This is a genomic window from Gemmatirosa kalamazoonensis, from assembly GCF_000522985.1.
Lineage (GTDB): Bacteria > Gemmatimonadota > Gemmatimonadetes > Gemmatimonadales > Gemmatimonadaceae > Gemmatirosa > Gemmatirosa kalamazoonensis.
The window spans coordinates 123,708-143,713 of the sequence record NZ_CP007128.1; the positions used below are offsets into that span (position 1 = coordinate 123,708).

The window sequence follows — 20,006 nt, forward strand, 5'->3', positions numbered from 1 at the left end:
GCTCGGGATGTATCTCACTCGACCACGACCACGTCACCGGGGCGCAGGCGCAGCTCGGCCGCGCGCCCGCGTGCGCGTACGAGGTCGTCGTACGTGAGACGGATCCGCACGAGCTCCGGCTGCCGCCTAACGACGAACAACCGGTCGCGGTGCGCGAACTCCGTGAACCCGCCGGCGCTCGCCAGCGCCTCGGCCACCCCGGCACCCGGATCGAGCGCGAACAGCCCGGGGCGCGCCACCTCACCGATCACGGAAACGCGCAGCGGGGCACGCTCCTCGAGCGCTACGGTCACGCGCGTCCCGACGGCCAGGTTCTGCTTCCCGAGCTCCGTCTCCACGGTGTGCGCCAGCGCGCTCGGGGACAGCCCCGCCGCGACCACATCGCCGAGCAGCGGGATGGAGAGCTTGCCGTCGTCGCGGACCTTCGTCCGACCCGACATCTCGGCGTGGCTGAACACCTGCACCGTCACCACGTCGCCCGGGCCGAGGCGGTACTCGCCTCCCACCGGGGCCACGTCGCGCTCCGGGATCTGATCCACCCACACGAACGGGCCGGTGCCGTGCGCGCACGCGCCGGTCGCGAGCAACACGACCGGCGCGCCTAACAGCGCGACGTACCGCCGGCCACGCCGGGCGACGTCAGACAACAGCGACCGCATGAGAGCTCCTTCGTCGACTCAGAATCCGGCTCGCGACGTTCGCGAGCACGTCGTAATCCCCGGCCCGCCAGAGCAGCGCGAGCGCGCCGTACACCGCCGCGTCGACCGGCAGACGCGCGACACCGTACGGCAGCAGCACGAGCCGATCGAGCGCGGCGACCACCGCGCACACGATCAGCATCTTGGCGAGCATCGCGAGCCCCGATCGATCGAACGCGCGGCCGCCGAGCGCCAGCGTCAGCGCGCCCGCGCTGAACACCTCGTTCAGCGTGAGCGCGACACCGGCGCCGATCCCCGCCCCGCCGGCGCCGAACAGCGCGTGGCCCGCGGGGATGAGGAACCAGTTCAGCGTCACCGAGATGACCAGCGACGATACCGACACGGCGGTCACCGTCCAGCCGCGGCCGAGCGGGATGAGCGCCGTGCAGCTCACGATGCTCACATAGCCGAGCACGAAGCACGGCGCCGTGGCGCGCAGGCTGTCCGTCGCGGGTGCGAACTTCGCCCCGAACAGCACGCGCACGATGACGTCGGCCCACAGGCCCATGAACAGCGCGATCGGCACCGACGCCGTGAGCACCAGGCGCATGGAGCGTCGCGTGAGCCGCGTGAACTCGTCCGGCGATCGCGACTCCGCGCGCGCGCTGAGCGGGAGCAGCACCCAGCCGAGCAGCGGCTCGAGCAACATGCCGATGCCGGCCAGGCTCGCTGCGGCGCCGTACCACCCGAGCTCCAGATCGCTCGCGCGGAACGAGACCAGCGTCACGTTGATGCGCCCCATCAGCGCCTGCGACAGGCTCGCCACGAAGAACGGCACACTCGCCGTCAGGACAGCGAGCGTCGCGCGCACGTTCACGCGCGAGCGCACCCTGACGTGTCGCCGAACCAGGACCTGGAGCCCGACGCCCTTGACCACCTCGGAGGCGAGCATCGCCGCCCCGACGCTCACCACGCCGCCCCCCGCGAGCAGGCCGACGAGCGCGCCGCCCCCCCACAGGATCTTCGACACGACGCCGAGCACCGAGAGGCCGTGCACCTCGCCTACCGCGTGCAGCAACGCGCCGAGCGTCGCGTTGTTCACGACGAAGAGCTGCGTGAGCGCGAGCAGGAACACGAGGCGCAGCACCACTGGCGGGCGCCCCGCGATCGTCAATCCGACGAGCGCGGCGCCGATCAGGAGTACACCCAGGATCACGCGCACGACCACGAGGCCGGCGACGAAGTCACCCGCGTGCTCGCGCCGCGTCGAGACCTCCTTGCGGATGTACGTCTCGACACCGAGCCCGGCGAGCACGAAGAGTCCCGACGTGAACGCGTCGGCGAACTGGAAGCTGCCGAACAGCTCCGGGCCGAGCCACCGCGGCAGAAAGACGCGGATCACGAGCTGCACGCCCCACATCGCGACGAGCGACAGCCCGAGCTTCGTGGCGTTGCGCAGCGCCGCGACGACGTCCGAGTCGAAGCTCGACGTGGCGCTCGCCGCCGCGGTCACGGCGCGCTCGGTCGTCTCCGGCGGGGCCGACGGCTCGGCGAGAGGGGCGACGGTCGCGCTCACTGGAGGTCTGTCGTGGGAGGGATGGAGCGCAGCTGCGACCAGCCGTAACCGACACCGAGCGTGACTCGCCGGCCGTCGACCGTGAGGACATCGGCGCGCCGGCTCGTGAGTACGCTGAGGTTGTAGACGAGTCCCCGGCGCGCGAGGTAACGCAGCTCGGCGAGACCTTCGGTCGTCTGGAGTCGGTGGTCGGCGGCACCACGCTGCACCCCCCACACCTGCCGCGCCAGCGCGCGCAGATGCAGGCCCGTCGTCACGGCGCGGTCGTACGCCAGCGAGACGGCGTCGGTGGTGAAGAGCTCCGGCGTCTCACGTCCGAACAGCTGGCCGATGCTGCGCTGGTACTCGGCGTCCAGTCGATCACGCGTGCGGTGCAGCCGCAGCACGGCTCCGCCCACGGTGGCGACGTCGCGCGTCGTCGGCACGTCCGGCGCGTCGATCGCGACCGCGCCGATTCCCTCGAGATCGGCCACTGCGACGCCGCCCGTGAACCGCGCGTCGACGCGCTCGCCGAGCCGCAGCTCCCATGCGCCGCTCGCGCGATACGACGACGACGCCCGCGCCGCGATCTCGCTGCGACGGGCCTCGTAATCGAGCTGGAGGACCGACCCCCGGCCCGCGCGGCGGCCGAACTGCCCACCCGCCGTCGCCGACCAGCCGCCGAGGAGCCCGGGCGTGTCGTAGGCGACGTGCTGGTAGCCGCCCCGGAAGCCGACCGTGGTCGCGCGCGAGCTGCGATAGACGAGTGTGCTCACCGCGCTCTGCGTGCGGATCCCGGCCATGCCAGCGAGCAATGGCCCGTCACCGCCCACACCGATGGTGCGATTCGTCAGCGCCGATTCGCCGCGGAAGTCGAACGTGCCAGTAGCGCGACGGCTGAGGCGCCGCGTCGCCTGGAGGAGCGCGGTGTAGCTGTCGCGGTCGAGATCTCTCGAAGTGCGGTACCGGACGACCGCGCCGTCGAGCGCGAGCGTCACGCGCGTCCGCGGGGTCTGCCACAGTCGCGCCGCCTCCGCGCCGAGCCACGACCCGACGTCCGCGTCGCCGCCCGGCCCGGCGAGCCGCACGTTGCTGTCCCACGTGCCCGACGAGCGCACGGACGCGCGCCACCCGCTGAGCGTCTTGTCACCGAACAGGTCCGACGGCTGCGCCGCCGCGACGACAGGAACGGCCCCTCCCATCGTCGCGAACATCACCACCGCGGCACAGCGATACGATCTCACGCGCCCGCCTCCTTCGTTCGCCACGCCTGCAGCGCGGTTCGCAGCACCACCAGCACGAACACGGGATCTCGAAGCAGGTATCGTCGCCACATTCGTCGCGGCTCCTGGCAGAGCCGGAAGAGCCACTCGAGCCCCGCACGGGACATCCACGCCGGCGCGCGTCGCACGTGCCCCGCGAGGAAGTCGAACGTCGCGCCGACGCCGATCGCGACCGCAGGACCGATCGCGGCGCGAGCGCGGTCGATCCAGACCTCCTGCTTGGGCGACCCGAATGCGACGAGCACGAGATCCGGCCGCGCGGCGCGCGCACGCGCGAACGACGCGGCGCAAGACTCGGCGTCGCTCAGGTCGACGGTGCCGTCGTCGACGCCGACCACGTTCAGCCCGTGCTCGCGCTGCGCGCGGCGCGCGACCTCCGCCGCGGCGCCCGGGCGACCGCCGACGAGATAGACACGCCAGCCGTGCTGCGCGGCGCGCTCGACGAGCGGCCACACGAGATCCGAACCGGACACCTTCGCCGGGACCGGGCGCCCGAGCACGCGCGTCGCCCACACCACGAACGCGCCGTCCGCCAGCGTCAGGCTCGCGCGCCGATACGCCGCGTGGAACTCCTGGTGCTTTTCGACTTGGACGATGTGGTCCACGTTCGGCGTGAACACCGCGCCGCCCTCGCCGCGCTCGACGAGCTCCGTCACGGCGTCGAGCGCGCCGTTGAACGTCACCGCGTCGATCAGCACGCGACCGAGCTGCACGCGCCGCGTCGGCACGCGCGTGGGCGTGCGCGTGGGCGCGAGGGCGTCGGAATAGGCCAGAGTCATGAACGCGCGATGGCGAAAGCTCGGTGAGATGGGCGTCGGGCGTCGGAACTCAGACCGCCCGGCGGCGGGCGTCGGCGACGCGCATGCGACGCAGGGATCCGCCGCCGACGCTGCTCGGCTCCGTCGACGGCGGGAGCACCTCGGCGACGTCGTGCGTGTGGAACTCGGCCACGTTGACCGCGGGCGACGCGATCGTGTCGGGCAGCGCGGCGGGGGCGGCGGGACTCGCCGTGCGCGTGCCGAGCATCCGCTCCACCGGCACCGGCCACCGGCCGCCGAGCGTACGGAACGTCGCGACCAGCACGCGCAGGTCGACCGCGAGCGAGACGTGCCTAACGTACAGCAGGTCGTACTGGATCCACTGGTGGAAGTCGCCGTTCGCGCGGTCGTGGCGGCACACCTGCCACAGCCCCGTGAGGCCCGGCCGCACCGAGAGCCGCGCGTGCCGCCACGGCACGCAGATCTGGTTCTCGCGGAACGGCGACGGGCGCGGGCCGACGAAGCTCATCTCGCCCCGCACGATGTTCCACAGCTGTGGCAGCTCGTCGACGTTGAGCCGCCGCAGGACGCGCCCGACGCGCGTCACGCGGGGGTCGTGCGCCATCTTGAACTGCGGCCCGTCCATCTGCTGCACCGCGGCGAGCTGACGCTGCATGTCGTTCGCGTCCGTGCGCATGCTGCGGAACTTCCAGCAGCGGAACACGCGCCCGCCGCGGCCCTCGCGCAGGTCGCCGTAGAACACCGGGCCGGGCGACGTGAGCGCGATCAGCGGCATGACGACCGCGAACACCGGCAGCAGGAACAGCAGCGCGAGGGCCGCGAGCACCGGCTCCACGACCGCACGGCCCCGCAGGTACGCACTCGGCCGCACGTCGACCGCGGACGCGGCGGGCGCGCTGCTGTGCACGTGACGGCGCTGCAGCACGGGGCGCGCGACGGGCGGCTCGCCGGATGCCGGCTCCGCGCGGTCGTCATGCCCGGGCGTGCCCGCGGGCGTCACCGCACCCGTCGTGACGACGCGGTGGCGCATCGCCGCGTCGCGCGGCACCACCGCGTCGGGCGTCACGAGACACTGCGCGACCACCGCGCCGCGCTCCACGCGCGCCCGCGCGCCGACGAGCGACGGGCCGATGATGAGCGCGCCGGCCTCGACCTCGGCACCCTCGCCGAGCGCGATGCGGCCGAGCAGCCGCGCCGACGGGTGCACGCGCGCGCCCCGGCCGATGACGAGCGACCCCGCGTCCTCGCCGCGCGCCGCGCCGAGCGCCTGGGACGCCGCGGCCATCGCCTCCACCCGCGACTCCGCCAGCGCGAGCGCGCCCGCTTCGTCGTCGAGGTGCACGACGCGACCGTGGTACGGCGAGTCCTGGCTCGGAACGCCGCGCGCCGCCATCGCCGTGCGCAGCGCGGCGAGCGACGCCCACGGCAGGTCGGGGATCGTGAGCAGGCACGCCACCGGCACGAGCGACGCGACGACGCCGGCGGGGAATGGCCACGTCACCGGCTCGAAGTAGCGCTGGATGCGGCGCACGCGCCCGCCCTCGCCGGCATGCACGTATTCCTTCGTGCCCGCGGGACTCGTCTCGAACGCGAGCAGGTTGCGCAGCATGCTGCCGTCGCTCGCCGCGCCGCCCACGAGATCGCGCAGCGGGAGTCCCTCGACCGGGTAGCACTCCGGCGCGATCACGAGCAGGTGGTCCGACGGCTCCCACCGCGCGAGCGGGTCCCGGAACGCCTGCGTCGGCACGACGTCGACGTCGGGGTGCACCGCGCGCACGGCGGCGGCGTACGCCGCATCGGGGGCGAAGCGCGGCACCACCACCAGGCGGTGCGACGTCACCGCCGCGATGGCGAGCGAGATCTCCTCCATCAGAACGCCCACGCCAGTCGGCGCAGCAGCAGCGCGACTGCGTCGACTCCGCACCGAGGTACGGAGGGCGCGTGTCGAGCAGGATGGGGATGATCGTCAAAGGGAGGACGGCACGTCGCGGCGGGGGGCCGGCGACGCGGGAGTGGGGGTGACCATCAGGGGGGAGCCGGGTCGGCGGCGTCGCCGACACGGGTGGCTACTGCAGCGGGAGGTGTGGCGGGGTGGAGAGCGCGGCGCGGCGCACCGAAGCTTCGACCGACAGCGAGGGGACGACTGGGACGACGACCGACGAGGGGACGTGCGAGGAGGCGCGCGCCGAGGGGACGCGCGTGCCGTTAGGCACCGGCGTGACGCGCGGCGATGCGGTGAGGACGGCGCCGGAGACGTGTCGACGCGCGCCGACGGCGGCGCCATCGGCCAAGAGCGAGCCATCGACGTTCGCGCCGGTGCCGACGTGTGCATCGGCCCATAGCTCGCTCCGCGAGACGACGGCGCCGGCGTCGATGATCGCACCGGGCCCGATGCTCGTCGGGCCGACGACCACGGCGCGCTCGTCGACGAACGCGTTCGGGCCCACGAGCACGGGACCGATCAGGCGCGCCGTCGGGTGCACGAAGGCGGTCGGGTGCACGAGCGTGTCGCCGTCCTCTGACCATTCGGCGAACGGCACGTACGTGCCGCCGTCGTCCGGCGTCGCCTGGCGGCGGGGGCCGGACTCGCGCGCCGGCGCGTCGACGCGCGAGCCGTCGAAGCGCGTCGTCTCGTGCGTCGACGTCTCGAGCCACAGCGTCTCGATGGCCGACCCGATCACCTCGTCGAGCGCGGCGGCGCGACGGTCGACCGCGCTGGCGATGAGCCACGAGCTCACGCCGGCATAGGAGTGCAGGTCGAGGACGCGCGGGGACAGCCCCGCCACCTCGTGCACCGCGACGTGCTCGCCGTGCGCGTAGAGCCGCTCCAGAAGTCCCTGCTTGATGTCCTGGAAACCGGTCGCGGGGACGCGCTCGAGCACGTGGCGCTCGAACACGTAGACGCCGCCGGGCATCGCGGGCCACGACTGGCGCATCGCGTTGCGGCGGCGGTCGATCTCGACGACCGTCGTCGCCGCGGCGCCCGACTCGCGATGCGCGGCGAGCAGCGCGCGGAGATCGAGCGTGGGAATGAACGCACCTTCGACGACGACGAAGCGCTCCGCGGTCGTCGCGAGCGCGGCATCGCGCGCGCACCCGGCCGGGCCGCGCGGCGCGGCGTCCTCGTAGTAGCTCAACGTCATGCGCAGCGACGAGCCACCGCCGAACCGCTCGCGCACCGCGCCGGTCGCGGCGCCCGCGCACACCGCGGCGCCGCGCACGCCGCCCGCGCGCAGCCATCGCAGCGGATAACTGAGGAGCGGCTCCTGCGCGACGGGGAGGAGCGGCCCGCGCAACGTGCGCTCGAACGCGCCGCCTCCCCACGCCGACACGCCGGCGAGCACGACACCCGCCACGGCGGCGCTCGCGTCCGGGTTGCGATCGACGGGCGCGCCGAGCGTGAGCCGCTCGTTACGGCGCTCGCGGTCGGACGTCATGAGGTGCGGTGACGAGCGATGCGCCGCGGTGCTCACGTGCGACGTGCTGGCGGCGTTCGGTTCGTTCATCGACGGCCACGGCGAGGGGGGAACCGTTGGTGCAGCCTCGCCATCGCGTCCGGCTCGCCCGGTGAAGGCACGAGGACGGACTCGCGCTCGCCGGAAAGGCGAGCGCCGGGGGCGAGCCGACGGGGGGTCACGGGAACTGGTGGCGGGACTCGCGACGAGATACGACGCGAGGGGCCGAGGTGGATTGCGACGAGCGTGGCGGTGCTACGTGAGGCGCCCCGTGACGGCGCCGAGAGTGCGCGAGCCCGCAGCGGGAGCGGGATCGGTGACCGTGTCGCGCGAGGAGGGATCGGCGGAGGGGCACTGTCGGCGCGGCATTGCGCCGGCGAAGTGCGGCAGGCGGGGGCGCGCCGAAGCGCTTCCAGCCTGTGGGGGGTGAACAAACCCGACGTGCTTCCGCTGCGACATCCCGAGCTACGAACGGCTTCCCGAACTCGTCAACGCTGCCTACCCTGCACCGCTCCGGTGCCTGCGCTGCTGCTCTGCTGCGCTCGGAACGTCTGAGGCGAGGCTATTCTGTGACTAATCTCACGAAAATGCAATAGTTCGGAGACGGGGTCACTGGTGCAGGCTCCGTACGCCTTATCCACCGTTGCGTAAGCGCCACGCGTCGACCGTCATCACGCTGGGATCCCAAGGGTATGGCCCGCCGCACCGGGCCACACCGACGCGTCGGCTGCTCAGCGCGCGATGCCGTCCGACGGCCGGCTCGCCGTGCGGAGCGACGTATCGACGTGGAAGTCGCTCCCCACGCGTGTGAGCGCGTACGGGTACTGCCAGCTCGAGAAGTACATGTCGTCGGGAAGCGACGGCAGGTCGGCGCCGAAGTAGTAGCCGAACACGTAGCGCAGCACGTTCACGACGCTCACGGAGTCCGGCATCGCCGCCGCGCCGCCGTCCGGCAGATAGTAGGCGCCGAACGCGCGGAACCGCTCCCGCGCCTGCGCGACGGTCAACGCCTCCGGTGCGTTGTCGAACGTGTGCAGCGACTGCGTCCCGTGATCGCCCTGCAGGATGATGATCGGCGGCGTCGACGACTGCGCGAGGATCGACCGCACCGCCCGCAGCGTGAGCCGGTTCACGCACTGCACGTGTCCCGCGAAGTCGGTCGAGTCCCAGCTCGCGTTCGCGAGCGGCCGGCACGACGCGTCCACCGTGAACGGGACGTGCGGCATCAGTACGTGCGCGAAGACGAACTTGGGCCCCGGACGCCGCGGCACCGTCGTCAGGCCGTTCAGCGTGCGGGCGGCATGCTCGAAGCGCACCGCGGTGTATGGCCGGAAGAGCGGCCGCAGGCGCGCGAGCGGCGTGTTCGTCACGAGCTCGAAGGCGAACTCCGACCCGTACGTCGCGCGCGCCACGTCGATGCCGGTGTACGGGTCGTACTCCTCGTCCGCCTCCGCGCTCTCGCGCGTCGGGGCGAAGAAGCGCGCCGGGAAGAACAGGAAGCGGTAGCCCTGCCCCTTCAGGAAGCGCGCGGCTCGGTTGTGCTCCAGCACGTACGACGCGGGCGCCCAGTCCTTGGTGTGCGACGGCATGCCGGCGCCGAGCGAGTCCATGCGCGCGAAGTTCAGCAGCGACGGCACCGACAGCGTGGTGACGGCGTAGTTGCTCCGCACGCTCGTCGGGATCGTGAACCCGATCGCCCGCAGGCTGTCCTCGAACGGCCGGTTGTCGAACCCGAACCGCTCGCGCAGCACCTCGGCGCTCGCGTACTCGTCGAGCACGACGACGTAGATGTCGCGCTTCGGGAGTCGCGCATGCGCCCCGGCGCGCAGCGGCACCGGGCGGTCCAGCTCGCGCACGAGCGGGTTGCGCGCGATGACCTGCGCGTCGCGCACGTGGACGAACGTGAGCTGTGCCAGCGCGCCGACGACGAGGAGCGCGCCCGCGAGGCTCAGCCGACGTCCGACGCCGGCCGCCGAGGGCACGCGGACGCGCCAGCCGCGGCGCCGCGCGACCCAGGTCGCGACGGCGAGCAGCGCGACGACCGCCACGACCGCGGCAACGGCCGGCGAGCGCGCGCCACCGGCGCGGAGGCGCGCGTATGCCGACCGAAGGACGGGATAGGCGTAGAACAGCGCTACCCCCACGAACGTCGCGAGCGCCGCGCGATCGGCCGCGCCTTCCCGGCGGCGCCACCGCGCCACCGCGTACGCCACGACATATCCGAGCGCGACGCCGGCCACGGCGACGAGGCAGATCAGCAGCGCGGTGCGCGCACGAAAGCGCCCCGGGTTCTGCACCCCGAGGGACAGGATCGGGAACACCGCGAACAGCGCGGGATGGATTCGCCGCAGCCAAGTCGTGCGCACCCTGCTCGCCTCGTGAAGCTGTCCGGGTCGCGAGGACGACCCGTCGACCGACGTCACACTACTGCGGGCGGCGCGTGAACAGCGATTGCAGGAGCGTCCGGATCCCGTGTCGCACTCGGCCGGCGAAGGCCAGCGTGGACACGAGAACGGCAGCACCGACCTGGATGATCGTGCTGCCTGCGGCGGGATCGATGTACATCGGCGTGAAGCGGAGGGAGATGCGGTCGTGCAGGGCGGAGCGCGCGCCGACGGACCCGCCGGCGGCTCCGGTTCGCCCGCCCGGCGACTCAGGGCGCGCGCCTTACTGGGTGGGGATGGTGCGTGGCATTCTGCGACGGCGCGAGCGGCGGTGCAAGAGCCGTTGAGGGGAATTCACGCGAGATCGGCCCGCACGTCGACGACGCTCCGTACGTCGCCGTACGTCGCCGTACGTCGCCGTACGTCGTCGTACGTCGTCGTACGTCGTCGTACGTCGTCGTACGCCGTCGATGCGATCGCTCGACGCGCTCGAGACGGACGACATCAGTGACGGGGCACGAGAGGCGCGCGGGAGGGAGTGCGGTCATAGGATGCGTCTTCGCTACGTCGAACGACCGGCCGCCGGGAGGGTCCGTTGCATCCACGCCACGGTTCCGGCTCCGCGTTTCATGCCGATTGCTTAATGATCCAGCCGACATTATCGTCGGCCCGCTGCTCCGCGGTTCCCTCCATCCGCCGGTGCTCACCACCCCGGCCCGCCGGACTACGGTCCGTCCCCGGCGTCCCCTCGTTACAACCGTCGCAATGCAGATCCTGGTCATCGGCACCGGCTACGTCGGCCTCGTCGTCGGCGCGTGCCTGGCAGAAACGGGCAACGACGTCGTCTGCGCGGACATCGACGCGCAGAAGATCGCCGACCTGCAGAACAACATCCTTCCGATCTACGAGCCGGGGCTCGAGGAGCTCGTCCGCCGAAACCAGGAGCAGGGGCGGCTGCGGTTCAGCACCGACTCGGCGACCGCCGCGGCGACCGCCGAGGTGGTGTTCCTCGCCGTCGGCACGCCACCGGGTGAGGACGGCTCGGCGGATCTGCGCCACGTGCTCGCCGCCGCGGAGACGGTCGGGAAGAACCTGCGGCGCGAGACCGTCGTCATCACCAAGTCCACCGTGCCGGTGGGCACCGCGAAGAAGGTGTCGGATTGCCTCGCGCGCCACGCGCGCGTGCCGTTCCACGTCTGCAGCAACCCGGAGTTCCTGAAGGAAGGCGCCGCGGTCGAGGACTTCATGCGCCCCGACCGCGTAGTGCTCGGCGTGGAGACGGACTTCGCGCGCTCGGTGCTCGCGGAGCTCTACGCGCCGTTCGTGCGCACGGGGAAGCCGATCCTGTTCATGGACATCGCCTCGGCCGAGCTGACGAAGTACGCGGCGAACGCGATGCTCGCCACGCGCATCTCGTTCATGAACGAGCTCGCGCTGCTGTGCGAGCGCGTGGGCGCGGACGTCGACAACGTGCGGCGCGGCGTCGGCAGCGACGCGCGCATCGGCTCGAGCTTCCTCTTCCCCGGCCCGGGGTACGGCGGCTCGTGCTTCCCGAAGGACGTGAAGGCGCTGCTCGCGACCGCGGGCGACAACGACGTGCCGCTGCGCGTCGTCGCGGCGGTGCACCAGGCGAACGAGCGGCAGAAGCACGTCATGTACGACCGGCTCGTCGCGGCGCTCGACGGCGACGTGAAGGGGACGCGTGTCGCGGTGTGGGGCCTCGCGTTCAAGCCGCAGACCGACGACATGCGCGAGTCGCCCGCGCTGACGCTCATCGAGGCGCTGCTCGCGGCCGGCGCCGACGTGGTGGCACACGACCCCGTCGCGATGACGCACGCGCAGAAGGTCCTCGGCGACCGCATCACGTACGCGGCGACGAGCTACGACGCGGTTGAGGGCGCCGACGCGCTCGCCGTGGTGACCGACTGGAACGAGTACCGGCACCCCGACTTCGAGCGCGTGCGCGGGGCGCTCGCCCGCCCGATCGTCGTCGACGGACGCAACCTGTACCAGCCGCGCAAGATGGAGGCGCTCGGCTTCGAGTATCACTCGATCGGGCGTCCACTGGGCGGCCGGCCGGCGGCACAGACCGTCGCATGAAGGTCCTCATCACCGGCGGCGCCGGCTTCCTCGGCTCGCACCTGACGGACCGCTTCCTGCGCGACGGGCACGAGGTGGTGGGGATGGACAACTTCATCACCGGGAGCCCCGACAACATCGCGCACCTCGCGGGGCACCCGGGGTACCGGTTCATCCGCCACAACGTCTCGGACTACGTCTTCATCGACGGACCGCTCGACGGCGTGCTGCACCTCGCGTCGCCGGCGAGCCCGATCGACTACCTCGAGCACCCGATCCCCACGCTCAAGGTCGGCGCGTTAGGCACGCACAACGCGCTCGGCGTGGCGAAGGCGAAGGGCGCGCGCTTCTTCCTCGCGTCGACGTCCGAGGTGTACGGCGACCCGCTCGTGCACCCGCAGCCGGAGAGCTACTGGGGAAACGTGAACCCCGTCGGCCCGCGCGGCGTGTACGACGAGGCGAAGCGATTCGCCGAGGCGCTGACGATGGCGTACCACCGCTACCATGGGGTGGACACGCGCATCGTGCGCATCTTCAACACGTACGGTCCGCGCATGCGGCCGAACGACGGCCGCGTCGTGTCGAACTTCATCGTGCAGGCGCTCCGCGGCGAGCCGCTCACGATCTACGGCGACGGCTCGCAGACGCGCAGCTTCTGCTACGTGGAGGACGAGGTCGAGGGCCTCTACCGCCTGTTCATGCACGGCGACCCGGAGCCGACGAACATCGGCAACCCGGTGGAGTTCACGGTGCGCCAGCTGGCCGAGCTGGTCGTGGAGCTGACGGGCACGTCGGCGCCGATCGAGTACCGCGACCTGCCCGTCGACGACCCGAAGGTGCGCCAGCCGGACATCACCCGCGCGCGCGGGATGCTCGGCTGGGAGCCCAAGGTGCCGCTGCGGGAGGGGCTGGAGCGCACGATCGCGTTCTTCGAGCGCGCGCTGGAGACGGTCGACGCCTGACGCCTAACGCCTAACGCAGGGCGGCGCGGATCGCGTCGTCGAGCGTGGGGTGCAGGTACGCGTAGCCCGCGTCGAGGAGCGCACGGGGCACGGCGCGTTGGCTGACGAGCGCGGTCTCGTCGGCCTGGCGTGCGCCCATGAAGAGGCGCAGCGCGGTGCGCGGCACCTGGAGGAACGCCGGCCGGTGCAGCGCGCGGGCGAGCGCCTCGGTGAACTCCGCGTTCCGCGCCGGCGCCGGCGCGACGACGTTCACCGGGCCGCGCACCGCGTCCGTCGCGAGCGCGAAGTCGATCGCGCCGACGACGTCGTCGAGCGACACGTAGCTCATCCACTGTCGTCCGTCGTCGAGCGTGCCGCCGAGGCCGAGCCGGAACGGCAGCAGCAGCCGCGGCATCAGGCCACCGTGCTCGCTCAGCACGAGTCCGAAGCGCGTCCGGACGACGCGCACGCCGCCCTCCTCCGCCGGAGCCGTGGCGGCCTCCCACGCGCGACACACGTCGGCGAGGAACCCGTCGCCGGGCGCGCTCGACTCGTCGAGGACCTCGTCGCCGCGCTCGCCGTAGTAGCCGACCGCCGACGCGCTCACGAGCACGCGCGGCGGCCGCGCGACGCGCCCCATCGACTCGGCGACGAGCCGCGTTCCCTGCACCCGACTGCGGAGAATGTCGGCCTTCGTCGCGTCGGTCCACCGATCCGCGATCGAGCGCCCGGCGAGGTTCACCACGCCGTCGACGCCGTCGAGCGCCGCGGGGTCGAGCCGGCCGGCGGCAGGATCCCAGCCGACGTCGCCCGCGGCGCGCGGGGTGCGCGTGATGCGCCTAACGGTGTGCCCCAGCGCGCCGAGCCGCGCGACGAGCGCGCCGCCGATGAGCCCCGTGGCGCCGGTGATCGCGATCGTGGTCATTCGCTCGTGGCTGTGCGGGCATGACGCGGAGCCGCGGAGGACGCGGACAACACCTGAGGATTTCTCGAATTCTCGAGATTCGCTGAATCGAGCCCCACGTCGTGGAGTCGTCCCGGGCGCGATCCAGTGTCGCCGAGCACGACTCCACGGTCTTGGGTCTTCAATTCGAGGAATCGTTCGGCGTCGCGGGCTCTCCGCGCCCTCCGCGGCTCCGGGTGACAATGCAAGGCCGCGTCCTAACGGTCCGTCCAGACCGCGAGCTCGTTCCCGTTCGGATCCGTGAAGTGGAAGCGGCGGCCGCCGGGGAACGAGAACGTCGGCGTGACGATCGTGCCGCCGGCTTCCTTCACGCGGCGCTCGGCGTCGTCGATGTCGACGGCGAACAGGATGACGAGCGCGCCGCCGCGCACGACGGGGGCGCCGGTGTGGAAACCGCCCGTGAGGCGGCCGTCCTCGAAGCTCGTGTAGTCGGGGCCGTAGTCGGTGAACTTCCAGCCGAACGCCTGCGCGTAGAAGCGCTTCGTGGCCGCGACGTCGGTCGCGGGGAGCTCGATGTAGTCGATGCGGCGGTCGTGGGCGGCGTCGACCTTCGGCGTGTCGTGCGCGGCGGCGGTGTCGGTCATGGCTGGCTCCAGTGGGGTGACGCGTGCACGTTAGGCCTCCCCGTCCCCGTCGTATTGAACGAATCCGACACGCCGCCGCTCGGCCGCGTAGGCGGCGGGGGTGACGCCGGCGAGCGCCCGGAACTCGCGCACGAGGTGCGCCTGGTCGGCGTAGCCGGCGTCGTACGCCACCGCGGTCCACGGGCGCGGCGCGCCGCGCTGCACGAGCGACACGGCGTGCTGGAGGCGCACCACGCGGGCGAGCATCTTCGGCCCGTAGCCGACCTGGCGCGCGAACGCCCGCTCGAGCCACCGCTCGCTCTTTCCGAGCGCGGACGCGACGGCGCGCACGCCGGCGCCGCCCCGCGAGCGGCGCATGAGCCCCACGGCGCGCCCGACGGTGGCCGTCTCGCGGCCGAGGGCGCCCGTGTGCGTCGACCGCGCGAGGAGGATGCGCTCGGCGCACGCGACACGGTCCGCCGGCACGACCGTCGCCAGCGACTCCTCGAGCTCCGCGGCAAGGCGTCCCCACAGCGCGTCGAGCGGGACGTCGCGGTCGAGGAGCGCGTCGAGCGGCGCGTCGAGGAGCGCCGCGGCGGCGCCGGGGTGGAAGCGCACGCCGAACAGGTCCACGCGTCCGACGAGCGAGACCACGCTCGCCGCGCGCATGGGGCCCGCTACGAACGCGTACGGCGCCGCCGCGAGATCGACGATGACGTCGGCGCAGCCGTCGGGGAGCACTCTGTTAGGCACCGACCCGGCCGCCGTGCCGCGGATGCTCCAGTAGCACTGCACCCACGGCGCGAGCGCGGGCGACGGCGGCCACTCGACGTAGCCGGGGGTGCCTAACGGCGCGTCAGCCGCCCTGGCCGTCGCCATTCTCGAGGCTCCGCCAGAGGTACCACGACGCGACGCTGCGCCACGGCGCCCACGGCGCCCCGATGCGGAGCACGTCCTTCGGCGTGGGGAGCGCGCGCTTGTTGTACGCGAGCTGGATCCCCTTCTGCACGCCGAGGTCGAGCTCGGGGAGCACGTCGGGGCGGCCGAGTCGGAACATGAGGAACATCTGCGCCGTCCAGCGGCCGACACCCTTCACGCGGGTGAGCGCGGCGACCACCTCCTCGTCGCCGAGCGAGTCGATGTCGTCGAGCGGCACGTCGCCCGAGGCGACGCGGTCGGCGAGGTCGCGGAGGTAGCCGATCTTCTGCCGCGAGAGCCCCACGCCGCGCAGATCCTCGTCCGGCGCGAGGAGCAGCTCGCCGGGCTCGGGGCACCGGTCGCCGAACAGTCCGTGGAAGCGCTTGTGGATCGTCCCCGCGGCCTTCCCGGAGAGCTGCTGGAACACGATCGCGCGAGCCACGGCCTCGAAGTGCGTGCCCTCGGCACGGACGGCGAACCGGCACGGCCCGACGCGCTCGATGACGGCGGCGAGCTTGGGGTCCGCTCGCTTGAGATGGGTAATCGCGCGGCGATAGTCGGGCATGCCGCGAAGATACAGTCGGGACTCGGGACTCGGGACTCGGGACTCGGGACTCGGGACTCGGGACTCGGGACTCGGGACTCGGGACTCGGGACTCGGGACTCGGGACTCGGGACTCGGGACTCGGGACTCGGGACTCGGGACTCGGGACTCGGGACTCGGGACTCGGGACTCGGGACTCGGGACTCGGGACTCGGGGCTGCAGACTCCCGAGTCCCGAGTCCCGAGTCCCGAGTCCCGTTACTTGCCCGACTCCCCCGGGCTCTTGAACGTCTGCCCGCCGTCGTTACGCGCGCGGCCGTGGGGGACCTGGAACTTGCTGCGGTCGTGGCCGTGGACCTCGATGTCGGCGATGAGGTGGTTCTTCGCCTGGGCGCGGTCGGCCTCGTCGTGCTGCTTGCGCTCCTCGGAGAGGCGGTGGCGCCCGTCGCGCATCGAGGCGTCGCGCAGCTCCCGCTCGTGGAGCTCGGCCTGCCCGTCGCCGCGGCCGCCGCCCCGGTTCGGGTCGGTCATCGCGCGCTCCGACTGACGCCGCGAGTTGCCGTGGTCGGTGATCTCGGCCCACTTGGCCTCGAACGCCTTCGGGCCGTACTGCCCCTCGTCGTGCTGCTGGGCGCCCTTCTGCTCGCCCCGGCGGTCGTTGCTGTGCTTCGGCTTGCCCATCGGCTGCTCCTTCTCTGGTGGGAAACGTCCCCTCCTTCGGGCAAGACGGGTACCGCGGCCCCGAATCCGACCCCGGCCCGCCGGCGTAGACGCGGCGGGCCGATAATCAGGGAATATCCGACACGGTCGGGTCGTATTACCCATGTGGCCTGGCCGACAAAGCAGCGTATTGTTCCCTCGTTATGAGACACCGTCCCCTCCGGCGGATCGCCGCGGCGCTCGTGAACCTGCTCTTCCTGCTCGCGTGGGGAGAGCCGGTCGCGCTGCACCCGTGCCCGATGCACGACGGAGTGGTCGCGGCGACGGCGACCACGGCGACGGCGGCGACCGCGGCGCATTCGACGGCGAGCCATCATGGCCACATGGCGATGGCGCCCGCGACGGGGCACGACCACGCCGCGCACGAGGGCGGGCACGTCTGCAGCTGCCTGGGCAGCTGCTCGGTGAGTGTCGGCGCGGTGGCGCCGAGCGCGCAGGCGATCCGCTGGCAGGTCGTGGTCCGGCGGCGCGTCGCCCCGATCGAGGCCGACGCCGCGGCGCCGCTGGCGTCCGCGCCCCGGCTCCTTCCCTTCGCGAACGGACCTCCGCGCACGGCCTGAGCCGCCGTGCCGCGACGCGCGCCCTCCCCTCGAGGGCGATGCGTCCCCTTCCCGCGCACGGTGGCGATCGAGTGACGACCTCCTCACCGCCGCGCGCGCCGCCGTCCCTCGCTGGACGGGCGTGTCGGCCGGACCTCAGGCCCGAGCCCGTCCATGTACCGATTCGTTCTCCCGCTGCTCGTCGCGCCGTCGATCGCGGCGGCGCAGCAGCAGCCTCCCGCCCTGCACGCACCGCACGCGACGCCCTCCGCGCGCGCCGCGACCGCCGGCGCGATCGAGGGCCGCGTCACCTCGCCGAAGGGCGAGCCGCTGAGCGACGTCATGGTCGTCCTGCGCAACGCCGACGGGACCCCCGGCGTGCGCGGCGCGCAGACCGACAACGACGGCCGCTTCGTCATCCCGAACGTGCCCGCGGGGAGCTGGACGCTCGTCGCGCGCCGCGTGGGGCTGGCCGAGGCGACGCGCACCGTCACCGTCGACGGCGGCGCGCAGACGGTGGAGCTCACGCTCGCCGAGCAGGCGACGGTCGTCGCGCCGATGGTGGTGAGCGCGTCGAAGGAGCGGCAGCGCCGCACCGAGTCGTCGGCGACGATCGACGTCGTGGACGGCGCCGAGGTGCGTCTCGCGCGCGCCGCGCACCCCGCGCAGATCATGAAGCGCGTGCCCGGCGTCTACGTCGGCCAGCTCTCGGCGGAGGGGCACAACATGGCCATCCGCCAGCCGATCGGCACGAAGCCGCTCTACCTCTACCTCGAGGACGGCATCCCGACGCGCGCGACGGGGTTCTTCAACCACAACGCGCTGTACGAGGTGAACCTGCCGCAGAGCGGCGGCATCGAGGTGCTGAAGGGGCCCGGCACGGCGCTCTACGGCAGCGACGCGATCGGCGGCGTGATCAACGTGCTCACGCGCCCCGCGCCGACGAAGCCGTCGGGCGAGCTGTCGCTCGAGGGCGGCGACGGCGGCTACCGGCGCATGCTGGCGACGGCGGGCAATACGTGGGGCGCGAACGGCCTCCGCACGGACCTCAACCTCACCGACGTCTCCGGCGCCGGACGCCGCGACGACTCGCCGTACCACCGCTACTCGGGCACGGTGCGCTGGGACCACTTCGGCACGGTGAACGCGCGCACGGTGGTCACCGGCTCCACGATCGACCAGAACGACGCGCTGTCGCTCGACAGCCTGCGGTGGACGGCGCGCAGCACGGCGAACCGCAGCCCGCTCGCGTTCCGCAAGGTGCGCGCGCTGCGCGCGTCGACGGCCCTCGAGAAGGAGAGCGGCGCGACGCTCGTGAGCGTGACGCCGTACGCGCGCTACGACGTGCTGTCGATCCTCCCGAACTGGCAGCTCTCGTACGACCCGCAGACGTACACGACGCGCAACTATTCGTTGGGCGTGCTGGCGCGCGTGCGACGTGAGATCGTGCCGCTCAAGACGAAGCTCATCGCCGGCCTGGACGTCGACTACTCGCCGGGGAGCTTCCTCGCGAAGCAGGCGATCCTCACGAAGTCGGGCACGGGCGGCGCGGCGATCTACCAGTCGTACAAGGACGGCGCGACGCAGTACGACTACGACGTGACGTACCGCAGCGCGTCGCCGTACGTGCAGGCGGAGCTCTCGCCGCTGCCGACCCTCCACATCGACGCCGGCGTGCGCTACGACGCGTCGGGCTACCTGTACGACACGCACCTCGCGCCGGTGGACACGGGCGCGCACCGCGTGCCGGCGAGCACGACGCGCGACTACTCGCGCGTGAGCCCGAAGATCGGCGCGAGCTGGGAGCTGTCGCGGGCGGTCGCGCTGTACGGCTCGTACCGCACGGGCTTCCGCGCGCCGTCGCAGGGGCAGCTGTTCACGCAGGGCTCCGCGCTGAACACGGTGGACCTCAAGCCGGTGAAGGTCGCGAGCTGGGAGGGCGGCGTACGCGGACAGGTCGGCCGGCGCCTCGTGTACCAGGTCGCGGCGTACGACATGACGCTCAAGGACGACATCATCACGTTCATCGACGCGAGCGCGCGGCGGATCGCGACGAACGCCGGCGAGACGCGGCACAAGGGGATCGAGACGAGCGTCGGCGCCGCGCTGCTACCGTCGCTGCGGCTCGACGTGGCGCAGTCGGTGTCGAGCCAGAAGTACGTGACGTGGGTGCCGCAGGCCGCGCGCGCCGCGACGTCGACGAAGCCCGCGGTGGCCGAGGTGCGCTACGACGGCAACACGATCGAGGCCGCGCCGCGCGACCTGTCGAACGTGCTGCTCACCTGGTCGCCGGCGCCGCTGCAGGGCGGCCGTGTGGCCGCGGAGTGGACGCACACGGGACGCTACTTCACGGACGCGCAGAACACGCACAGCTACGCCGGCTACGACATCGTGAACCTGCACGCGAACTACGTCGTGCGGCCGAACCTCGAGCTGTTCGGGCGCATGGTGAACGTGACGAACGCCGTGTACGCCGAGGTGGTGTCGTTCGACGCCGTGCAGGGGCAGCAGTTCACGCCGGGCACGCCGCGGACCATCTATGCCGGCGTGCGGGTCGGGCGCTGATCGCCATGCATCCGTCGACGACGAACATGCGGAGCGTGGAGCGTGGAGCGTGGAGCGTGGAGCGCTCTCGCTGGCCTGC

At 72.5% G+C, this 20,006-nt stretch carries 17 protein-coding genes; 4 read left to right on the plus strand and 13 right to left on the minus strand.

What is annotated here, in order from left to right:
• Positions 1-14: 14 nt before the first annotated feature.
• From J421_RS00675 to J421_RS32495, 8 genes are all read right to left on the minus strand, one after another.
• Positions 15-647, minus strand: a complete 633-nt coding sequence (locus tag J421_RS00675) for a polysaccharide biosynthesis/export family protein (protein WP_201773073.1) — start codon at positions 645-647, stop codon at positions 15-17.
• A complete protein-coding gene (locus tag J421_RS00680) occupies positions 640-2,214 on the minus strand; it encodes an oligosaccharide flippase family protein (RefSeq protein WP_025409232.1) in 1,575 nt (524 codons plus the stop codon). The genes J421_RS00675 and J421_RS00680 overlap by 8 nt, the downstream gene beginning before the upstream one ends.
• Positions 2,211-3,437, minus strand: a complete 1,227-nt coding sequence (locus tag J421_RS00685; protein ID WP_148306081.1) for a hypothetical protein — start codon at positions 3,435-3,437, stop codon at positions 2,211-2,213. Before J421_RS00685 ends, J421_RS00680 begins: the two co-directional genes overlap by 4 nt.
• On the minus strand, positions 3,434-4,255 hold the full coding sequence (locus tag J421_RS00690; protein WP_104022093.1) for a WecB/TagA/CpsF family glycosyltransferase: 822 nt from the start codon (positions 4,253-4,255) through the stop codon (positions 3,434-3,436). Before J421_RS00690 ends, J421_RS00685 begins: the two co-directional genes overlap by 4 nt.
• A 49-nt stretch (positions 4,256-4,304) precedes the next feature.
• Positions 4,305-6,137: a sugar transferase gene (locus tag J421_RS00695; RefSeq protein ID WP_148306082.1), complete on the minus strand. Its 1,833-nt coding sequence runs from the start codon at positions 6,135-6,137 to the stop codon at positions 4,305-4,307.
• A 184-nt stretch (positions 6,138-6,321) separates the two neighbouring features.
• On the minus strand, positions 6,322-7,761 hold the full coding sequence (locus tag J421_RS00700) for a nucleotidyltransferase family protein (protein WP_025409236.1): 1,440 nt from the start codon (positions 7,759-7,761) through the stop codon (positions 6,322-6,324).
• A 680-nt stretch (positions 7,762-8,441) separates the two neighbouring features.
• The gene (locus tag J421_RS00705; protein WP_025409237.1) at positions 8,442-10,076 is read right to left on the minus strand and encodes a hypothetical protein; all 1,635 of its coding nucleotides are present in this window, start codon (positions 10,074-10,076) and stop codon (positions 8,442-8,444) included.
• Between the two features lie 58 nt (positions 10,077-10,134).
• Positions 10,135-10,275, minus strand: coding sequence for a hypothetical protein (locus J421_RS32495; protein WP_158508618.1), 141 nt, complete (start codon positions 10,273-10,275; stop codon positions 10,135-10,137).
• A gap of 584 nt (positions 10,276-10,859) precedes the next feature.
• Here J421_RS32495 and J421_RS00710 point away from each other — a divergent pair.
• A complete protein-coding gene (locus J421_RS00710) occupies positions 10,860-12,194 on the plus strand; it encodes a UDP-glucose dehydrogenase family protein (protein ID WP_025409238.1) in 1,335 nt (444 codons plus the stop codon).
• Positions 12,191-13,135: a UDP-glucuronic acid decarboxylase family protein gene (locus J421_RS00715; RefSeq protein WP_025409239.1), complete on the plus strand. Its 945-nt coding sequence runs from the start codon at positions 12,191-12,193 to the stop codon at positions 13,133-13,135. The genes J421_RS00710 and J421_RS00715 overlap by 4 nt, the downstream gene beginning before the upstream one ends.
• A 10-nt stretch (positions 13,136-13,145) precedes the next feature.
• Here the strand turns inward: J421_RS00715 and J421_RS00720 are convergent, their stop codons facing one another.
• The 5 genes from J421_RS00720 to J421_RS32500 all read right to left on the minus strand — a co-directional run bounded on the left by J421_RS00720 (position 13,146) and on the right by J421_RS32500 (position 16,784).
• The gene (locus tag J421_RS00720; RefSeq protein ID WP_025409240.1) at positions 13,146-14,039 is read right to left on the minus strand and encodes a TIGR01777 family oxidoreductase; all 894 of its coding nucleotides are present in this window, start codon (positions 14,037-14,039) and stop codon (positions 13,146-13,148) included.
• 236 nt (positions 14,040-14,275) lie between these two features.
• Positions 14,276-14,662 (minus strand): VOC family protein, encoded by a 387-nt coding sequence (locus tag J421_RS00725; protein WP_025409241.1) that lies wholly within the window; start codon positions 14,660-14,662, stop codon positions 14,276-14,278.
• Positions 14,663-14,692: 30 nt separating this feature from the next.
• Positions 14,693-15,520, minus strand: coding sequence for a helix-turn-helix transcriptional regulator (locus J421_RS00730; protein ID WP_025409242.1), 828 nt, complete (start codon positions 15,518-15,520; stop codon positions 14,693-14,695).
• Entirely contained in the window at positions 15,498-16,124 is a 627-nt protein-coding gene (locus J421_RS00735) for a DNA-3-methyladenine glycosylase family protein (protein WP_025409243.1), read from the minus strand. Before J421_RS00735 ends, J421_RS00730 begins: the two co-directional genes overlap by 23 nt.
• A gap of 237 nt (positions 16,125-16,361) precedes the next feature.
• Positions 16,362-16,784: a hypothetical protein gene (locus tag J421_RS32500; protein ID WP_025409244.1), complete on the minus strand. Its 423-nt coding sequence runs from the start codon at positions 16,782-16,784 to the stop codon at positions 16,362-16,364.
• A gap of 182 nt (positions 16,785-16,966) precedes the next feature.
• On the opposite strand from J421_RS32500, the gene J421_RS00750 reads away from it, so the two are divergent.
• Together J421_RS00750 and J421_RS00755 are read left to right on the plus strand one after the other, a co-directional pair.
• Positions 16,967-17,383, plus strand: coding sequence for a hypothetical protein (locus tag J421_RS00750; RefSeq protein ID WP_025409245.1), 417 nt, complete (start codon positions 16,967-16,969; stop codon positions 17,381-17,383).
• 153 nt (positions 17,384-17,536) lie between these two features.
• On the plus strand, positions 17,537-19,927 hold the full coding sequence (locus J421_RS00755) for a TonB-dependent receptor (RefSeq protein WP_025409246.1): 2,391 nt from the start codon (positions 17,537-17,539) through the stop codon (positions 19,925-19,927).
• The last annotated feature ends 79 nt before the right edge of the window (positions 19,928-20,006 follow it).